Annotated in this window: 17 protein-coding genes; 8 read left to right on the forward strand and 9 right to left on the reverse strand. The window is 58.0% G+C overall.

The features are described from left to right. Nucleotides 1–15: 15 nt before the first annotated feature. The 3 genes from lpxM to znuA all read right to left on the reverse strand — a co-directional run bounded on the left by lpxM (nucleotide 16) and on the right by znuA (nucleotide 3,396). The gene (gene lpxM / locus DW56_RS01465) at nucleotides 16–987 is read right to left on the reverse strand and encodes a lauroyl-Kdo(2)-lipid IV(A) myristoyltransferase (protein WP_024552396.1); all 972 of its coding nucleotides are present in this window, start codon (nucleotides 985–987) and stop codon (nucleotides 16–18) included. Nucleotides 988–1,107: 120 nt separating this feature from the next. After that, a complete protein-coding gene (gene mepM, locus DW56_RS01470; RefSeq protein WP_024552395.1) occupies nucleotides 1,108–2,436 on the reverse strand; it encodes a murein DD-endopeptidase MepM in 1,329 nt (442 codons plus the stop codon). A gap of 15 nt (nucleotides 2,437–2,451) precedes the next feature. Further along, nucleotides 2,452–3,396 (reverse strand): zinc ABC transporter substrate-binding protein ZnuA, encoded by a 945-nt coding sequence (gene znuA, locus DW56_RS01475; protein WP_024552394.1) that lies wholly within the window; start codon nucleotides 3,394–3,396, stop codon nucleotides 2,452–2,454. Nucleotides 3,397–3,474: 78 nt separating this feature from the next. Between znuA and znuC the strand changes: the two genes are divergently transcribed. Both znuC and znuB read left to right on the forward strand, forming a co-directional pair. Continuing rightward, the gene (gene znuC / locus DW56_RS01480) at nucleotides 3,475–4,230 is read left to right on the forward strand and encodes a zinc ABC transporter ATP-binding protein ZnuC (RefSeq protein WP_024552393.1); all 756 of its coding nucleotides are present in this window, start codon (nucleotides 3,475–3,477) and stop codon (nucleotides 4,228–4,230) included. Then, entirely contained in the window at nucleotides 4,227–5,012 is a 786-nt protein-coding gene (gene znuB, locus DW56_RS01485; protein ID WP_024552392.1) for a zinc ABC transporter permease subunit ZnuB, read from the forward strand. Before znuC ends, znuB begins: the two co-directional genes overlap by 4 nt. Before the next feature lie 49 nt (nucleotides 5,013–5,061). Here znuB and ruvB read toward each other — a convergent pair whose 3' ends face one another. The 6 genes from ruvB to aspS all read right to left on the reverse strand — a co-directional run bounded on the left by ruvB (nucleotide 5,062) and on the right by aspS (nucleotide 10,479). Then, nucleotides 5,062–6,072 (reverse strand): Holliday junction branch migration DNA helicase RuvB, encoded by a 1,011-nt coding sequence (gene ruvB, locus DW56_RS01490; RefSeq protein ID WP_024552391.1) that lies wholly within the window; start codon nucleotides 6,070–6,072, stop codon nucleotides 5,062–5,064. Nucleotides 6,073–6,080: 8 nt separating this feature from the next. Beyond that, entirely contained in the window at nucleotides 6,081–6,692 is a 612-nt protein-coding gene (gene ruvA, locus DW56_RS01495) for a Holliday junction branch migration protein RuvA (protein WP_024552390.1), read from the reverse strand. 153 nt (nucleotides 6,693–6,845) lie between these two features. After that, entirely contained in the window at nucleotides 6,846–7,367 is a 522-nt protein-coding gene (gene ruvC, locus DW56_RS01500) for a crossover junction endodeoxyribonuclease RuvC (RefSeq protein ID WP_024552389.1), read from the reverse strand. Nucleotides 7,368–7,488: 121 nt separating this feature from the next. After that, a complete protein-coding gene (locus DW56_RS01505; protein ID WP_004384823.1) occupies nucleotides 7,489–8,229 on the reverse strand; it encodes a YebC/PmpR family DNA-binding transcriptional regulator in 741 nt (246 codons plus the stop codon). Nucleotides 8,230–8,252: 23 nt separating this feature from the next. Continuing rightward, nucleotides 8,253–8,696 carry a dihydroneopterin triphosphate diphosphatase gene (gene nudB, locus DW56_RS01510; protein ID WP_024552388.1) on the reverse strand — a complete coding sequence of 148 codons (444 nt, stop codon included), beginning with the start codon at nucleotides 8,694–8,696 and terminating at the stop codon, nucleotides 8,253–8,255. A 1-nt stretch (nucleotide 8,697) separates the two neighbouring features. After that, nucleotides 8,698–10,479, reverse strand: a complete 1,782-nt coding sequence (gene aspS / locus DW56_RS01515; protein WP_024552387.1) for an aspartate--tRNA ligase — start codon at nucleotides 10,477–10,479, stop codon at nucleotides 8,698–8,700. A 254-nt stretch (nucleotides 10,480–10,733) separates the two neighbouring features. Here aspS and DW56_RS01520 point away from each other — a divergent pair, with 254 nt between their 5' ends. The 6 genes from DW56_RS01520 (at nucleotide 10,734) to DW56_RS01545 (ending at nucleotide 15,233) form a co-directional block, all read left to right on the forward strand. Then, on the forward strand, nucleotides 10,734–11,300 hold the full coding sequence (locus tag DW56_RS01520) for a hydrolase (RefSeq protein ID WP_024552386.1): 567 nt from the start codon (nucleotides 10,734–10,736) through the stop codon (nucleotides 11,298–11,300). Nucleotides 11,301–11,311: 11 nt separating this feature from the next. Then, nucleotides 11,312–12,130 carry a DUF72 domain-containing protein gene (locus DW56_RS01525; protein ID WP_024552385.1) on the forward strand — a complete coding sequence of 273 codons (819 nt, stop codon included), beginning with the start codon at nucleotides 11,312–11,314 and terminating at the stop codon, nucleotides 12,128–12,130. Nucleotides 12,131–12,199: 69 nt separating this feature from the next. Further along, nucleotides 12,200–12,595, forward strand: a complete 396-nt coding sequence (locus DW56_RS01530) for an MAPEG family protein (protein ID WP_024552384.1) — start codon at nucleotides 12,200–12,202, stop codon at nucleotides 12,593–12,595. Nucleotides 12,596–12,638: 43 nt separating this feature from the next. Then, the gene (gene cmoA, locus DW56_RS01535; protein WP_024552383.1) at nucleotides 12,639–13,382 is read left to right on the forward strand and encodes a carboxy-S-adenosyl-L-methionine synthase CmoA; all 744 of its coding nucleotides are present in this window, start codon (nucleotides 12,639–12,641) and stop codon (nucleotides 13,380–13,382) included. Continuing rightward, nucleotides 13,379–14,350 (forward strand): tRNA 5-methoxyuridine(34)/uridine 5-oxyacetic acid(34) synthase CmoB, encoded by a 972-nt coding sequence (gene cmoB, locus DW56_RS01540; RefSeq protein WP_024552382.1) that lies wholly within the window; start codon nucleotides 13,379–13,381, stop codon nucleotides 14,348–14,350. Before cmoA ends, cmoB begins: the two co-directional genes overlap by 4 nt. A gap of 85 nt (nucleotides 14,351–14,435) precedes the next feature. Continuing rightward, nucleotides 14,436–15,233 carry a M14 family metallopeptidase gene (locus DW56_RS01545; protein ID WP_024552381.1) on the forward strand — a complete coding sequence of 266 codons (798 nt, stop codon included), beginning with the start codon at nucleotides 14,436–14,438 and terminating at the stop codon, nucleotides 15,231–15,233. The last annotated feature ends 35 nt before the right edge of the window (nucleotides 15,234–15,268 follow it).

The following is a 15,268-nucleotide window of genomic DNA, read 5'->3' on the forward strand; positions in this document are numbered from 1 at the left end:
CTATGAGCGGCTTTTTTATGACTTCGGATAAAGCTCTTTACGTTTGTAAGGCTCTTTTTCGCCCGCTTTGCGGGTCTTAAGCAGCTTCAGGATCCAGGTATATTGCTCCGGGTGCGGACCGATGAAATGCTCTACCTCTTCATTCATCCGGCGCGCCAGGGTTACATCGTCGGCATCCAGCAAGTCGTCCATTGGCGGGCGAACCAGCACGTCCAGACGGTGAGTTTTGCCGTTATAAACCGGAAACAGCGGAACAACGCGCGCGCGACAGACGTTCATCAGGCGGCCTACCGCAGGCAGCGTCGCCTTATACGTCGCGAAGAAATCCACAAACTCGCTCTGTTCAGGCCCGTGGTCTTCATCCGGCAAATAGTATCCCCAGTACCCTTCGCGTACGGATTTAATAAAGGGTTTGATGCCATCGTTACGCGGATGCAAACGGCCGCCGAAGCGCAGACGAACCTTGTTCCAGACATAATCAAATACCGGATTGCCCTGATTATGGAACATGCCGGCCACCTGAACGCCTCGTGAGGCCAGCAGCATAGCGGGAACATCTATCGCCCAGCCGTGGGGCACCAGCATGATGACTCGCTCTTTTTTGTCCAGCATCTCCCTCAGGATCTCTTCGCCATGCCAGTCGACCCGCTTAAGCAGTTTTTCCGGCCCGCGCAGCGCCAGTTCCGCCATAAAGACCATCGCCTGCGGCGCGGTAGCGAACATATCGTCGATAATCTTTTCACGCTGCGCTTCCGAAAGTTCAGGGAAGCAGTAAAACAGGTTGATGCGCGCGCGGCGGCGGGCGCTTTTCCCAAACCTGCCGCCAATACGCCCGATTTTACCCAGCAACGGGTCGCGTAGCGCCGGCGGGGTTAATGCCAGCGCGGCGAAAGCGCCGATGCCTAACCATGTGCCCCAGTAGCGCGGATGCAAGAAGGCTTTATCAAATTTGGGGATGTATTCGTTGTTCGTTGTTTTGGTTTCCATGCCTGCTCTCGGGGCGTCATCTGTTCAATATAAATTAAGCAAATAGTTTAGCGGCGGGCGGACCGCCAGACAAAAGAAAAAGCCGGCGCGAAGAGCGCCGGCTTGTTAACCGCGGATTCGTTAATCAAATCGCAGCTGCGGGATAACCTCGTTCGCCTGCGCCAGATAGTCGCGACGATCGGAGCCGGTCAACCCTTCTGTACGCGGCAGCTTCGCCGTCAGCGGGTTTACCGCCTGCTGGTTTATCCAGATTTCGTAGTGCAGGTGCGGGCCGGTAGAGCGCCCGGTATTGCCGGAAAGGGCGATACGATCGCCGCGTTTCACTTTCTGGCCCGGTTTCACCAGCAGTTTCTTCAGGTGCATATAACGGGTGGTGTAAGTACGCCCGTGACGGATTGCGACATAATAGCCTGCCGCGCCGCTACGTTTGGCCATCACCACTTCGCCATCGCCCACCGCCAGCACTGGCGTACCCTGCGGCATGGCGAAATCCACCCCTTTATGCGGCGCCACGCGGCCCGTTACCGGGTTGAGTCGACGCGGGTTAAAGTTCGAAGAGACGCGGAACTGACGCGACGTCGGGAAGCGCAGGAAGCCTTTTGCAAGGCCGGAGCCGTTACGGTCGTAGAACTTGCCGTCTTCAGCGCGGATCGCGTAGTAATCTTTACCGTCAGAGCGCAGGCGCACGCCCAACAGTTGGCTTTGCTCTCGTTTGCCATCCAGCATTTCACGGGACATCAGCACAGAGAACTCATCGCCTTTCTTGAGCTTGCGAAAATCCATCTGCCACTGCATCGCTTTGATAACCGCGCTGATTTCAGCGCTGTTCAGGCCAGCGTCTTTGGCGCTTGCAACGAAGCTGCCGCCAACGGTGCCTTTCATTACGCTGTTCACCCAGTCGCCCTGCGCGATTTCGCTGCTCATTTTAAAGCCGCCGTTTGCCTGGCGGTCGTACGTCCGTGTTTCGCGGCGCGACATTTCCCACGTCAGGCGTTGCAGTTCGCCTTCCGGGGTCAGCGTCCAGGAGATCTGCTGACCGATTTTCAGATTCCGCAAATCTTTGTCGACAGCGGCGAGCTGACTGATTTCGCCCATATCGATGCCGTACTGGTTAAGCACGCTGCTCAGGGTATCGCCGGTAGAAACGACATATTCATGCACGCCCGCTTCACCCGCCGTTTTTTCATCAAGCTCATCCTGAGGAATGGCTTCGTCTTCCGCCTCCGGCGCAGCCTGGTCTATCGGCTCGCTCGCCTCCGGCAGCAAAGAGCGCACTTCATTTTTCTCAAGCTCGATGGTCTTAACGATGGGCGCAGATTCGGGGTGGTAGATATACGGCCGCCAGACGGCGACCGCGAGAGTAAGAACGGTAAGCGACCCCAGCATGACGCGATGAGGCCGGGGCAGATTGTTAAATGCCAGAGCGACAGAACGGGCTATCTGTTGCACAAATTCACTTCCTCGTTAATCTCCTTTCAGGCAGCTCGCATACTGGTTCGATAGCTGGGTCAGGAACTGCATATAGCTCTCCTTCCCTACCTTTATGTCTGTTCCCAGTGGATCCAGAGTTCCCATTCGAACCTTCGTCCCCCTGGCAACGGCTTCGATGACCGCTGGCCTGAACTGTGGCTCAGCAAAAACGCAGGTCGCTTTTTGCTCAACCAACTGTGTTCTGATTTCATGTAAACGCTGAGCGCCAGGCTGGATTTCGGGGTTAACGGTAAAGTGACCCAGAGATGTCAATCCGTAGTGTTTTTCAAAGTAGCCATAAGCGTCGTGAAAAACGAAATAACCTTTACCTTTCAGTGGCGTCAGCACGGTGGACACCTGCTTGTCGGTGCGGTCGAGTTCCGCTTCGAAGCGTTGCAGGTTCGCGTCCAGTTGGGCTTTACTTTGCGGCATAAGTTCCACTAATTTTTCATGGATTGCAACCGCCGAGGATTTGGCTATTTCAGGCGAGAGCCAGATATGCAGGTTATAGTCGCCGTGGTGGTGATGCCCGTCACTTTCTTCACCATGATGATGTCCCTCATCGTGGTCGTGCTCGTCCTCTTCACTGCTTTTCATCAGCACAGGCTTGACGCTTTCAAGCCCGGCCAGGGCAAGCTGTTTTTGCGCAGGCAGCGTGCCGACCGTTTTTTGCATGAACGCTTCCATTTCCGGCCCTACCCAGACCACTAAGTCCGCGTTCTGCATACGTTTTACATCGGATGGGCGCAATGAGTAATCATGCTCAGAAGCGCCATCGGGCAGTAAGACTTCCGTTGGAGTGACGCCGTCAGCGATAGCGGCCGCAATGAAGCCCAAAGGCTTAAGCGAAGCGACTACGGCGGCCTGTGAAGGGGCGGTGGCCCCTGCCCATAAAGCTGCTGAAACAGCAGCGAAAAGAAGCGTATTTTTATGTAACATAATGCGTCTTATCGTCGTGATGAATGAAAGAAGTGTGATATTATAACATTCTAACGCTTATGCAACGCCTTATTGACTATGACTAATTTGGTTTCACTGGAAAAGATCTCCGTCTCGTTTGGCCAACGCCGCGTCCTGTCTGACGTTTCGCTGTCATTGCGCCCCGGAAGAATACTCACATTGCTTGGGCCTAACGGCGCCGGCAAATCAACGCTTGTGCGCGTCGTGCTGGGCCTCGTAGCACCCGACGAAGGGGTTATCAAGCGCGACAGAAATCTGCGCATTGGCTATGTGCCGCAAAAACTCCATCTGGACGCCACGCTGCCGCTGACTGTCAGCCGCTTTATGCGCCTGCGTCCAGGCACCCGTAAAGCGGATATTCTGCCTGCGCTCAAGCGTGTTCAGGCGGGCCATTTAATTGACGCGCCGATGCAAAAGCTCTCCGGCGGGGAAACGCAGCGCGTGCTGCTGGCCCGCGCCCTGCTCAACAAGCCGCAGCTGCTGGTGCTTGATGAGCCAACCCAGGGGGTGGACGTTAACGGTCAGGTGGCGCTTTACGATCTGATTGATAAACTTCGCCAGGAGCTCGACTGCGCGGTGCTCATGGTCTCGCATGACCTGCATCTGGTGATGGCGAAAACAGACGACGTGCTGTGCCTCAACCACCATATTTGCTGCTCCGGCACGCCGGAGGTGGTCTCTACCCATCCGGAATTTATCGCTATGTTCGGCCCGCGCGGCGCCGAGCAGCTTGGTATTTATCGCCATCAACATAACCATCGTCACGATCTTCAGGGACGGATTGTTTTACGCAGAGGAAATGGCCAGCCATGATTGAACTTCTTTTTCCCGGCTGGCTTGCCGGGATGCTGCTTGCCTGCGCCGCCGGGCCGCTTGGCTCGTTTGTGGTCTGGCGCAGAATGTCTTATTTCGGCGATACCCTGGCGCACGCCTCGCTGCTGGGGGTAGCCTTTGGCCTGTTGCTTGATGTCAATCCGTTTTATGCGGTTATTGCCGTAACGCTGCTGCTGGCGCTGGGGCTGGTATGGCTTGAGAAACGCCCGCATCTGGCGATTGATACGCTGCTCGGCATCATGGCGCACAGCGCCCTGTCGCTCGGGCTGGTGGTGGTCAGCCTGATGTCCAACATTCGCGTGGATCTGATGGCGTATCTCTTTGGCGACCTGCTGGCGGTCACGCCCGCCGATCTGGTCTCTATCGCGCTTGGCGTCGTGGTTGTGGTAGGCGTGCTTTGCTGGCAGTGGCGCAGCCTGCTCGCCATGACCATCAGCGCGGACCTGGCGTTTGTGGATGGCGTGCGCTTACAGCGCGTAAAACTGCTGCTGATGCTGGTAACGGCGCTGACAATCGGCGTGGCGATGAAGTTTGTCGGCGCGCTGATTATTACTTCGCTGCTGATTATTCCTGCCGCTACGGCGCGTCGCTTCGCCCGCACGCCGGAGCAGATGGCCGGTTTCGCGGTCGTTATCGGCATGCTGGCCGTGACAGGCGGGCTGACGTTCTCCGCTTTTTACGACACGCCGGCGGGGCCGTCAGTGGTTCTCTGCGCCGCGCTGTTGTTTATTCTCACCATGACAAAGCGCATGCCGGCCTGAGCCGAAAAAAAAGAAAGGCGCCTTATCGGGCGCCTTTTTTGTTTGTTGATTACGGCATCGCGGGCGGCGTAATGCCAAAGTGAGACCAGGCGCGCGTCGTCGCCATGCGGCCTCGCGGCGTGCGCTGTAAAAAGCCTTGCTGGATCAGGAACGGCTCAAGCACGTCTTCAATCGTCTCGCGCTCTTCGCCAATCGCCGCGGCAAGGTTATCAAGCCCCACCGGGCCGCCGAAGAATTTGTCGATAACCGCGAGCAGCAGCTTGCGGTCCATGTAGTCGAACCCTTCGGCATCCACGTTAAGCATATCCAGCGCCTGCGCCGCGACATCCTGGCTAATTACGCCGTCGTGACGCACTTCGGCGAAGTCCCGCACGCGCCTGAGCAGGCGGTTGGCGATACGCGGCGTGCCACGCGAGCGGCGCGCCACTTCCAGCGCCCCTTCTTCGCTCATATCAAGCCCCATATAACGGGCGCTGCGGCTGACGATGTGCTGCAAATCGGGCACCTGATAAAACTCAAGGCGCTGGACGATGCCAAAACGGTCGCGCAGCGGCGAAGTGAGCGACCCGGCGCGCGTTGTGGCGCCGATGAGCGTAAAGGGCGGGAGATCGATTTTAATCGAGCGCGCCGCCGGTCCTTCGCCAATCATGATGTCGAGCTGGTAATCTTCCATCGCCGGATAGAGCACCTCTTCAACAACCGGCGAAAGACGATGGATTTCATCAATGAACAATACGTCGTGCGGCTCAAGGTTGGTGAGCATGGCCGCCAGATCGCCTGCTTTTTCCAGCACCGGGCCGGAAGTGGTCCGCAGGTTTACGCCCATTTCGTTGGCGACAATATTGGCGAGCGTGGTTTTACCCAGGCCCGGCGGGCCGAAAATCAGCAGATGATCCAGCGCGTCGCCGCGCAGCTTCGCCGCCTGGATAAAAATCTCCATCTGCGAGCGCACCTGGGGCTGGCCGACATACTCACTCAGTAGCTTGGGACGGATAGCGCGGTCCGCTACCTCTTCCGCCACACTGCTGCCCGGCGCGACCAGGCGATCTGCTTCAATCATCCTCTACCTCACAATGCCGCGCGCAGCGCTTCGCGGATCAGCGTTTCGCTGTCAGCGTCCGGGCGGGCAATTTTACTGACCATACGGCTGGCTTCCTGGGGTTTATAGCCCAGCGCCACCAGCGCGGCAACCGCTTCTGCTTCGGCGTCGTCTGGCTGCGGGCCCGCAGGCGACGTCAGCACCAGATCCGCCGCTGGCGTAAAGAGATCGCCATGCAGACCTTTGAAGCGGTCCTTCATTTCTACCACCAGTCGTTCAGCGGTTTTTTTGCCGATGCCCGGCAGTTTAACCAGCATTTCCGGCTCTTCGCGTTCGACGGCGTTAACGAACTGCTGCGCCGACATGCCGGAAAGAATAGCGAGCGCCAGCTTCGGCCCGACGCCGTTGACTTTGATAAGCTCGCGAAACAGCGTACGTTCCTGTTTATTGTTAAAGCCAAACAGCAGCTGCGCATCTTCGCGCACCACAAAATGGGTGAACACCACGGCTTCGTTGCCGGTTTCCGGCAGTTCATAGAAGCAGGTCATCGGCATATGCACTTCATAACCGACGCCGCCCGCTTCCAGCAATACCAGCGGGGGCTGTTTTTCCAGTACGATGCCTCTGAGTCGGCCTATCACGATGCGCTCCTGCGTTAAACGGCGAAAAAAGTGAGCCTATCATATAAAAAAGGCTGGATGGGTATCCAGCCTCAGATAAAAAACAAACCGTGAAAAAGCGCGCACTCGTACGCAGACAGCAGATTTTACTGCGGCAACGCGCTTTTTACCGGTTCAGCGCAGACGTCCTCGCGCCAGATTCAGCCGCGATTCGCTCATCTGGGCCGCGTTCTGGCTAACGTGACAGTGCGTAATGGCGATAGCCAGCGCATCCGCCGCATCCGCTTGCGGGTTGGCGGGCAGCTTAAGCAGCGTACGCACCATGTGCTGCACCTGGCTCTTTTCCGCACTGCCTATTCCCACCACCGTCTGTTTTACCTGACGCGCCGCGTATTCGAATACCGGCAGATCCTGGTTAACCGCCGCGACAATCGCCGCGCCGCGCGCCTGCCCAAGCTTCAGCGCGGAATCCGCGTTTTTCGCCATAAAGACCTGCTCAATAGCGAAGTAGTCCGGATGAAACTGAGTGATGATTTCACTGACGCCTGCGTAAATCAGCTTCAGGCGCGAGGGAAGATCGGCAATGTTCGTGCGGATACAACCGCTGCCGAGGTAGGTGAGTTGCCGCCCGGTCTGGCGAATAACGCCATAACCGGTGATGCGCGACCCTGGGTCAATACCGAGAATAATGGACATTACGCCTCTTTGCTGCGGCCGTGCGAGGGAGACAAGGTTGCGCTTTGCTGCCGCTCCCTGAGTACGGCCAGGCCGCGCTCAGGGAACAGGCCAGCGCCCGCCAGCATTAAGCGGGCGACCGTCACAGGGTGGCCGCGACTTCGTCGGAGATCTCACCGTTGTGGTAGACCTCCTGCACGTCGTCGCAATCTTCCAGCATGTCGATAAGACGCAGCAGTTTCGGCGCGGTTTCCGCATCCATGTCCGCTTTGGTGGAAGGGATCATGGAAACTTCAGCGTTGTCTGCTTTGAGACCCGCTGCTTCCAGCGCGTCACGCACTGCGCCCATCTCTTCCCAGGCGGTGTAAACGTCGATAGCGCCGTCATCGTAAGTCACCACGTCTTCCGCGCCCGCTTCCAGCGCCGCTTCCATAATGGTGTCTTCATCGCCCGCTTCGAAAGAGATAACCCCTTTCTTGCTGAACAGGTAAGCAACAGAACCGTCGGTGCCGAGGTTGCCGCCGCACTTGCTGAAAGCGTGACGCACTTCTGCCACGGTACGGTTACGGTTATCGGAGAGGCACTCCACCATCACGGCGGTGCCGCCCGGGCCGTAGCCTTCATAAATGATGGTTTCCATGTTCGCGTCTTCGTCACCGCCGACGCCGCGCGCGATAGCGCGGTTCAGGGTGTCGCGCGTCATGTTGTTAGACAGCGCTTTATCGATGGCCGCGCGCAGACGCGGGTTAGAGCCCGGGTCGCCGCCGCCCAGACGCGCCGCTGTAACCAGCTCGCGAATGATTTTAGTGAAAATTTTACCGCGCTTGGCATCCTGTGCCGCTTTACGGTGTTTCGTGTTGGCCCATTTACTATGACCTGCCATAACAATCTCCAAAAGCGCCTTAATCAGGCGGCATCAATTACAAACTCTTCAATCGCCTGCCGGTTGCTCCACGACTTGGTCAGGGCGGCGGCGGCCTGCGCCTCCTCCCACCGATAAGCCAGATGTTCGCTGATGCTTATCGGCCTCTCGTTCGGCAGCGCAAGACAGAACCAGTATTCGGTATTGCGCATCGTTCCCGGCGCGTAGCGATGACGCAAATGAGGAAAGATTTCAAACTCCACGCAGCGCTGGCAGTCGATTAGCTCAAGTTGCTCCAGGGCAACGTCCACATCGACCTCTTCCTTTACTTCACGCTGCGCGGCTTCGCGCGGACTCTCCCCCGCCTCCAGGCTGCCGGTGACCGACTGCCAGAACTCGGGGTCGTCGCGCCGCTGCAACATCAGCACCCGTCCGGTATCCTGGGCATAAATGACGACCAGTACCGAAACAGGGTGCTTGAATGGCATATTACTTGTTCTCCAGCGGCTTCTCTTTCGCGACCACCTGAATACCCAGTTCAGTTAAGGAAGCCGGGTTAGCGAAGCTTGGCGCTTCAGTCATCAGGCACGCCGCCGCCGTTGTTTTCGGGAAGGCGATAACGTCGCGAATGTTGTCAGTGCCGGTCAGCAGCATCGTCAGACGGTCAAGACCGAACGCCAGGCCCGCATGCGGCGGCGTACCGAACTTCAGCGCGTCCAGCAGGAAGCCGAACTTCTCGCGCTGCTCCTGCTCGTTGATGCCGAGAATGCCGAACACGGTCTGCTGCATTTCGCCGCTATGAATACGCACCGAGCCGCCGCCGACTTCATAACCATTAATCACCATATCGTAAGCGTTGGCCACCGCCTCTTCCGGCGCCGCTTTCAGCTCGGCGGCGGACATGTCTTTCGGCGAGGTGAACGGGTGATGCATAGCGGTCAGGCCGCCTTCGCCGTCATCTTCAAACATCGGGAAGTCGATAACCCACAGCGGCGCCCATTTGCTTTCGTCGGTCAGGCTCAAATCCTTGCCGAGCTTGAGGCGCAGCGCGCCAAGGGCATCCGCCACCACTTTCTTGTTGTCGGCGCCGAAGAAGATCATGTCGCCGTCCTGCGCGTCAGTGCGAGCCAGAATAGCCTCTACAATTTCCGCGTTCAGGAACTTAGCTACCGGGCTGGTAATGCCTTCAAGCCCTTTAGCGCGCTCGTTGACTTTAATATAAGCCAGGCCTTTAGCGCCGTAGATTTCGATAAATTTGCCGTAGTCGTCAATTTGTTTACGGCTGAGCTGCGCGCCGCCCGGTACGCGCAGCGCGGCAACGCGGCCTTTGGCGTCGTTAGCCGGGCCGGAGAAAACCTTAAACTCAACGTCTTTAAGCAGGTCGGCAACGTCCACCAGCTCCATCGGGTTGCGCAGGTCCGGTTTGTCGGAACCATAGCGGCGCTCCGCTTCGGCGAAAGTCATGATCGGGAACTGGCCCAGATCCACGCCTTTTACTTCCAGCCACAGCTGGCGAATCAGGTTTTCCATCACTTCACGCACCTGCGGCGCGGTCATGAAGGAAGTTTCCACATCTATCTGCGTGAATTCCGGCTGGCGGTCGGCGCGCAGGTCTTCGTCGCGAAAACATTTCACAATCTGATAGTAGCGGTCGAAGCCCGACATCATCAGCAGCTGCTTGAAGAGCTGCGGGGACTGCGGCAGCGCGTAGAATTTGCCTTTATGCACGCGCGAAGGCACCAGATAGTCGCGCGCACCTTCCGGCGTGGCTTTAGTCAGCATCGGGGTTTCGATGTCGAGGAAGCCGTTGTCGTCCATAAAGCGGCGCACGAAGCTGGTGATTTTGGCGCGGGTCTTCAGGCGCTGGGCCATTTCCGGGCGACGCAGGTCGAGGTAGCGGTATTTCAGACGCGCTTCTTCGCTGTTGACCTGGTTGGAGTCGAGCGGCAGCGGCTCGGCGCGGTTAATAATAGTCAGCTCGGTGGCGAACACTTCCACTTCGCCGGTTGCCATATCGCGGTTTACGTTTTTGTCGTCACGCGCACGTACGGTGCCGGTTATCTTAATGCAGAACTCATTACGCAGCTCGGAAGCCAGATTAAACGCCTCGGCGCGATCCGGGTCGAAGAAAACCTGCACAATGCCTTCACGGTCGCGCATGTCGATGAAAATCAGGCTGCCGAGATCGCGACGGCGATTTACCCAACCACACAGCGTTACCTGTTGCCCCACGTGGGACTTATTGAGCTGCCCGCAATATTCTGTACGCATGAGATATCCCTTAAGTTTGCCGCAGGCCGTTGGTCACCTGCCGTGCAGGCTCTGGTGTCGCAGCATTTATCTTGATGAAAAAAGGCGGCCATTATACTGGAAATTCCGGGCTGCGATAAGCCCGGCGCCGCCTGCCCGCGCGATTGTCGCGCGTGATGTTGCTTATTCTCACAAAAATTAACAAAAATAGTAAACCGCATGCCGCGCTCTGGAGCGTAAGGTACGGAGCCTGCTACTAAAATTATGGAGTCACGATGTTGAAACTTAATAGTGCTACCACCGCGCTGGTGGTTATCGATCTTCAGGAAGGCATTCTGCCGTTCGCCGGCGGCCCGCATACCGCCGATGAAGTGGTTTCCCGCGCGGCGCGCCTTGCGGAAAAATTCCGCGCAAGCCAGTCGCCGGTTGTCATGGTGCGCGTAGGCTGGTCGAAAGATTTCAGCGAGGCGCTGAAACAGCCGGTAGACGCCGCCATCGCAGCGCACGCCCTGCCTGATGAATGGTGGCACTATCCCGTCGCGCTCGGCAAACGCGAAAGCGATATTGAAGTGACCAAACGCCAGTGGGGCGCCTTCTACGGCACCGATCTGGAGCTACAATTACGTCGTCGCGGCATCGATACCATCGTGCTGTGCGGCATTTCGACCAATATCGGCGTGGAGTCTACCGCCCGCAACGCCTGGGAGCTTGGCTTCTCGCTGGTGATTGCAGAAGACGCGTGCAGCGCCGCAAGCGCCGAACAGCATCAGGGCAGCATGACCCATATTTTCCCGCGCATCGCTCGCGTGCGCAGCACTGAGGAGATTATCGCGGCGCTTTAAGCCGCGTGCTTATGCTTTATATCGGCCTGCCGCAATGGTCGCACCCGGGATGGGTGCGCCTTGGCATCACCTCACTTGAAGATTACGCCCGCCACTTTAACTGCGTGGAAGGCAATACGACGCTTTACGCGCTGCCGAAGGCGGAAATTGTCGAGCGCTGGAAAGCGCAAACTACGGACGCCTTTCGCTTTTGCTTTAAATTTCCGGCCACGATTTCCCACCAGGCGGCGCTGCGCCATTGCGACGAGTTAACCCAGGAATTCTTCAGCCGCATGGCGCCGCTTGCCGGGCGCATCGGCCAGTACTGGTTGCAGTTGCCTGCCGCTTTCGGCCCGCGCGACATGCCCGCGCTGTGGGCCTTCCTCGATGCGCTGCCGAAAGAATTTACCTATGGTGTTGAAGTGCGCCATCAAGAATTTTTCGCTAAAGGCGAAGCGGAGCAAGCGCTTAACCGCGGCCTGCACCAGCGCGGGGTGAATCGCGTTATCCTTGACAGCCGCCCGGTGCACAGCGCGAAGCCGCACAGCGAAGCGGTGCGCGACGCCCAGCGCAAAAAGCCGATTGTGCCGGTGCATGCGCTGGTCACGGCGAAGAATCCGCTGGTGCGCTTTATCGGCAGCGATGAAATGGAACAAAACGTCAGCTTCTTTCAGGACTGGCTGAAAAAGCTCCCCGGCTGGGAGCAAACCACCACTCCTTATCTCTTTTTGCATACGCCGGACATCGCCCAGGCGCCGGAGATTGTGCATACGCTCTGGCCTGCGTTGCAGCGCGTTATCCCCTCGCTCGGCCCGGAACCCGCCATCCCTCATCAAAACACGCTCTTTTAGCAGAGCGACAAGCCGCCCGGCTCACGCTATCATAGGCAGGCCTGCGGATGGGTGTTTAAGGGAGTTGCTATGGTAAGCGCGCTGTATGCTGTTCTGGGTGCGTTGTTGCTGCTTAAGTTTTCAATAGATGTGGTGCGCCTTCGCATGCAGTATCGCGTGGCGTATGGCGATGGCGGCTTTAGCGAACTGCAAATCGCTATCCGCGTTCACGGCAACGCCGTTGAGTACATTCCTGTCGCCCTGCTGCTATTGTTGTTGATGGAGATGAACGGCGCCGAAACCTGGCTTGTTCACGTTGGCGGCATTTTGCTGATCCTCGGACGGCTGATGCATTACTACGGTTTTCATAACCGGCTGATACGCTGGCGGCGGTCCGGCATGAGCGCGACCTGGTGCGCGCTGGTGCTAATGGTGCTGGCGAATCTCTGGTATATGCCGTGGGAGTTGGTTTTCGCGCTTCATTAGCGCAAAATACGCCCCTTTCGTTTTTCCTCGGATTCAAAACGCTATGTCTAACCGCGACACGCTGTTCTCCGCTCCCATCGCCCGCCTGGGCGACTGGACTTTCGATGAGCGGGTGGCTGAAGTCTTTCCCGATATGATCCAGCGTTCAGTGCCAGGCTATTCCAATATTATCTCGATGATTGGCATGCTGGCGGAACGCTTTGTCCAGCCCGCAAGCCAGGTCTACGATCTCGGGTGTTCCCTTGGGGCGGCAACGCTTTCCGTACGCCGGAACATTCACCACGACGGCTGCAAAATCATCGCCGTGGATAACTCAAAGGCGATGGTTGAACGTTGTCGCCGTCATATCGACGCCTTCAAGGCGCAAACGCCGGTTGAAGTCGTTGAGGATGATATTCGCAACATCGCGATTGAGAACGCCTCGCTGGTGGTGTTGAACTTTACGCTGCAATTCCTCAACCCCGACGACCGCCTTACCCTCCTGACGAAAATCTACCAGGGGCTGAACCCGGGCGGCGCGCTGGTGCTCTCTGAAAAATTCAGCTTCGAAGATAAAGAGATGGGCGAACTGCTGTTCAACATGCATCACGACTTCAAGCGCGCCAACGGCTACAGCGAACTGGAGATAAGCCAGAAGCGCAGCATGCTGGAAAATGTGATGCTGACCGACTCCGTCGAAGCGCACAAAGCGCGGCTGCATCAGGCTGGTTTTGAACACAGCGAACTCTGGTTTCAGTGCTTTAACTTCGGCTCGCTGGTGGCGGTAAAAAGCGGGAGCCCGGCATGATCGACTTTGGCCGTTTTTATCAGCAGATTGCCTGTAGCCCTCTTAGCCCGTGGCTGGAAACCCTGCCTGCGCAGATTGCCGCCTGGCAGCGTGAATCGCTGCACGGTCAGTTTAAGCAATGGGCGAATTCGCTGGAGAACCTGCCCGACTTAACGCCAGAGCGGCTGGACCTGCTGCATAGCGTCACCGCCGATATGCGCGAACCGCGGGCCGCAGGGCAGCAAATGCGCATCGAAAAGCTGCTGCGCACCCTGATGCCGTGGCGCAAAGGGCCTTTCTCGCTGTATGGCGTGAATATCGACACCGAATGGCGTTCCGATCTCAAGTGGGAGCGGGTACTGCCGCACATTTCCTCGCTTGCCGGGCGCACTATTCTGGATGTTGGCTGCGGCAGCGGTTATCACCTCTGGCGCATGATTGGCGCGGGCGCGAAGCTCGCGGTGGGCATTGACCCAACCCAGCTCTTCCTGTGCCAGTTTGAAGCGGTGCGCAAGCTGCTCGGCGACGACCAGCGCGCGCATCTGCTGCCGCTTGGCATTGAGCAAATGCCGGCGCTGAACGCGTTCGACACCGTTTTTTCGATGGGCGTGCTCTACCACCGCCGCTCACCGCTTGAGCACCTCTGGCAGCTTAAAGATCAACTGGTTAAAGAGGGCGAACTGGTGCTGGAAACCCTGGTGGTGGATGGCGACGCCAATACTGTGCTGGTGCCGGGCGAGCGCTATGCGCAAATGCGTAACGTCTACTTCATTCCCTCCGCGCTGGCGCTGAAAAACTGGCTGGAGAAATGCGGTTTCGTGGATGTTCGCATCGCCGACCACTGTCTGACTACCAGTGAAGAACAGCGTCGCACCGACTGGATGACCAGCGAATCGCTGGCGGATTTCCTCGATCCGCAGGACAGCAGCAAAACCGTGGAAGGCTACCCCGCCCCGCTGCGCGCCGTACTGGTGGCCCGCAAGCCCTGACAAGCGGGGGAAACGCCCCCCGCTAAGACAAAAACCGCGCGCCTGGACTACGCTTGCAACAGAGCCTTTTTCCGGAGCGCCCGCTATGACTACCGAAACCGGCCACCGCTGGCCCCTGCCTGCCATCAACGGCTACAGCAACGATATCGACCACTTCGAGCACCTGTTTGAGGTGCAGGCGGCGCGCTGGGGGTTACAGGAAACGGAACTGGGCAGCGCCGGGCATGGCATGATTTCGCTCTGGCAGTCTGTGGCGGCAAATAAAAACCTGCCGCACGTGCTGCTCGCTGCCGGATTTCACGGCGACGAGCCGGCCGGAAGCTGGGGGTTGCTTAATTTTCTTCAGCACAACTCGCCGTTGCTGCTCGATAAAATTCGCCTGACTTTTCTGCCGCTGGTGAATTTCAGCGGCATGCGCAACGGCCTGCGGCTTACCGCTGACGGCAATGATATGGCGCAGGGCTACGGCGCCGAGCCGCCCGCCTCGCAGGAAGCGGACCTGTTGCAGGCGAGCCTGCCGCTGTTAAAAGCGGCCGCGCGAGACGGCCTGCTCTGCTGCGGCGAGGCGCTGGAGGCTGACCGCGCCTGGCTTTACAGCTGGGAGCCTGGCGGCGAGCCGGACGCCTTCTCGCTGACGCTTCGCGACGAACTGGCGGACTGTTTTCCTCTGCATGACGAGGCCACGCTCGAAGGTTGCCGTTGCAGACAGGGAATAATTCATAACTATTTTGATGAGAGCTTCGCCGCCTGGCTTGTTAGCGAGGGCGCGGCGGTCGCCGCAAGAATTAAAACGCCGGGCAAAGCGCCCTTTGAGCAGCGTATTTTCGCGCACCATATGTTGGCCAGCGCCTTTATTTCCGCCGTTATCAACCGTACAAATTGATCTGTTTCTTACGGCAACAATTTTGCTTTTTCGGG

The organism is Franconibacter helveticus LMG 23732 (assembly GCF_000463115.2).
GTDB lineage: Bacteria > Pseudomonadota > Gammaproteobacteria > Enterobacterales > Enterobacteriaceae > Franconibacter > Franconibacter helveticus.

Coding starts and splice junctions, on each gene's coding strand:
- cmoA (WP_024552383.1), top strand. CDS start 12,639: ATGTCTAACCGCGACACGCTGTTCTCCGCTCCCATCGCCCGCCTGGGC.
- DW56_RS01545 (WP_024552381.1), top strand. CDS start 14,436: ATGACTACCGAAACCGGCCACCGCTGGCCCCTGCCTGCCATCAACGGC.
- znuB (WP_024552392.1), top strand. CDS start 4,227: ATGATTGAACTTCTTTTTCCCGGCTGGCTTGCCGGGATGCTGCTTGCC.
- DW56_RS01530 (WP_024552384.1), top strand. CDS start 12,200: ATGGTAAGCGCGCTGTATGCTGTTCTGGGTGCGTTGTTGCTGCTTAAG.
- znuC (WP_024552393.1), top strand. CDS start 3,475: ATGACTAATTTGGTTTCACTGGAAAAGATCTCCGTCTCGTTTGGCCAA.
- DW56_RS01505 (WP_004384823.1), bottom strand. CDS start 8,229: ATGGCAGGTCATAGTAAATGGGCCAACACGAAACACCGTAAAGCGGCA.
- nudB (WP_024552388.1), bottom strand. CDS start 8,696: ATGCCATTCAAGCACCCTGTTTCGGTACTGGTCGTCATTTATGCCCAG.
- aspS (WP_024552387.1), bottom strand. CDS start 10,479: ATGCGTACAGAATATTGCGGGCAGCTCAATAAGTCCCACGTGGGGCAA.
- DW56_RS01520 (WP_024552386.1), top strand. CDS start 10,734: ATGTTGAAACTTAATAGTGCTACCACCGCGCTGGTGGTTATCGATCTT.
- znuA (WP_024552394.1), bottom strand. CDS start 3,396: ATGTTACATAAAAATACGCTTCTTTTCGCTGCTGTTTCAGCAGCTTTA.
- ruvC (WP_024552389.1), bottom strand. CDS start 7,367: ATGTCCATTATTCTCGGTATTGACCCAGGGTCGCGCATCACCGGTTAT.
- lpxM (WP_024552396.1), bottom strand. CDS start 987: ATGGAAACCAAAACAACGAACAACGAATACATCCCCAAATTTGATAAA.
- ruvB (WP_024552391.1), bottom strand. CDS start 6,072: ATGATTGAAGCAGATCGCCTGGTCGCGCCGGGCAGCAGTGTGGCGGAA.
- cmoB (WP_024552382.1), top strand. CDS start 13,379: ATGATCGACTTTGGCCGTTTTTATCAGCAGATTGCCTGTAGCCCTCTT.
- DW56_RS01525 (WP_024552385.1), top strand. CDS start 11,312: ATGCTTTATATCGGCCTGCCGCAATGGTCGCACCCGGGATGGGTGCGC.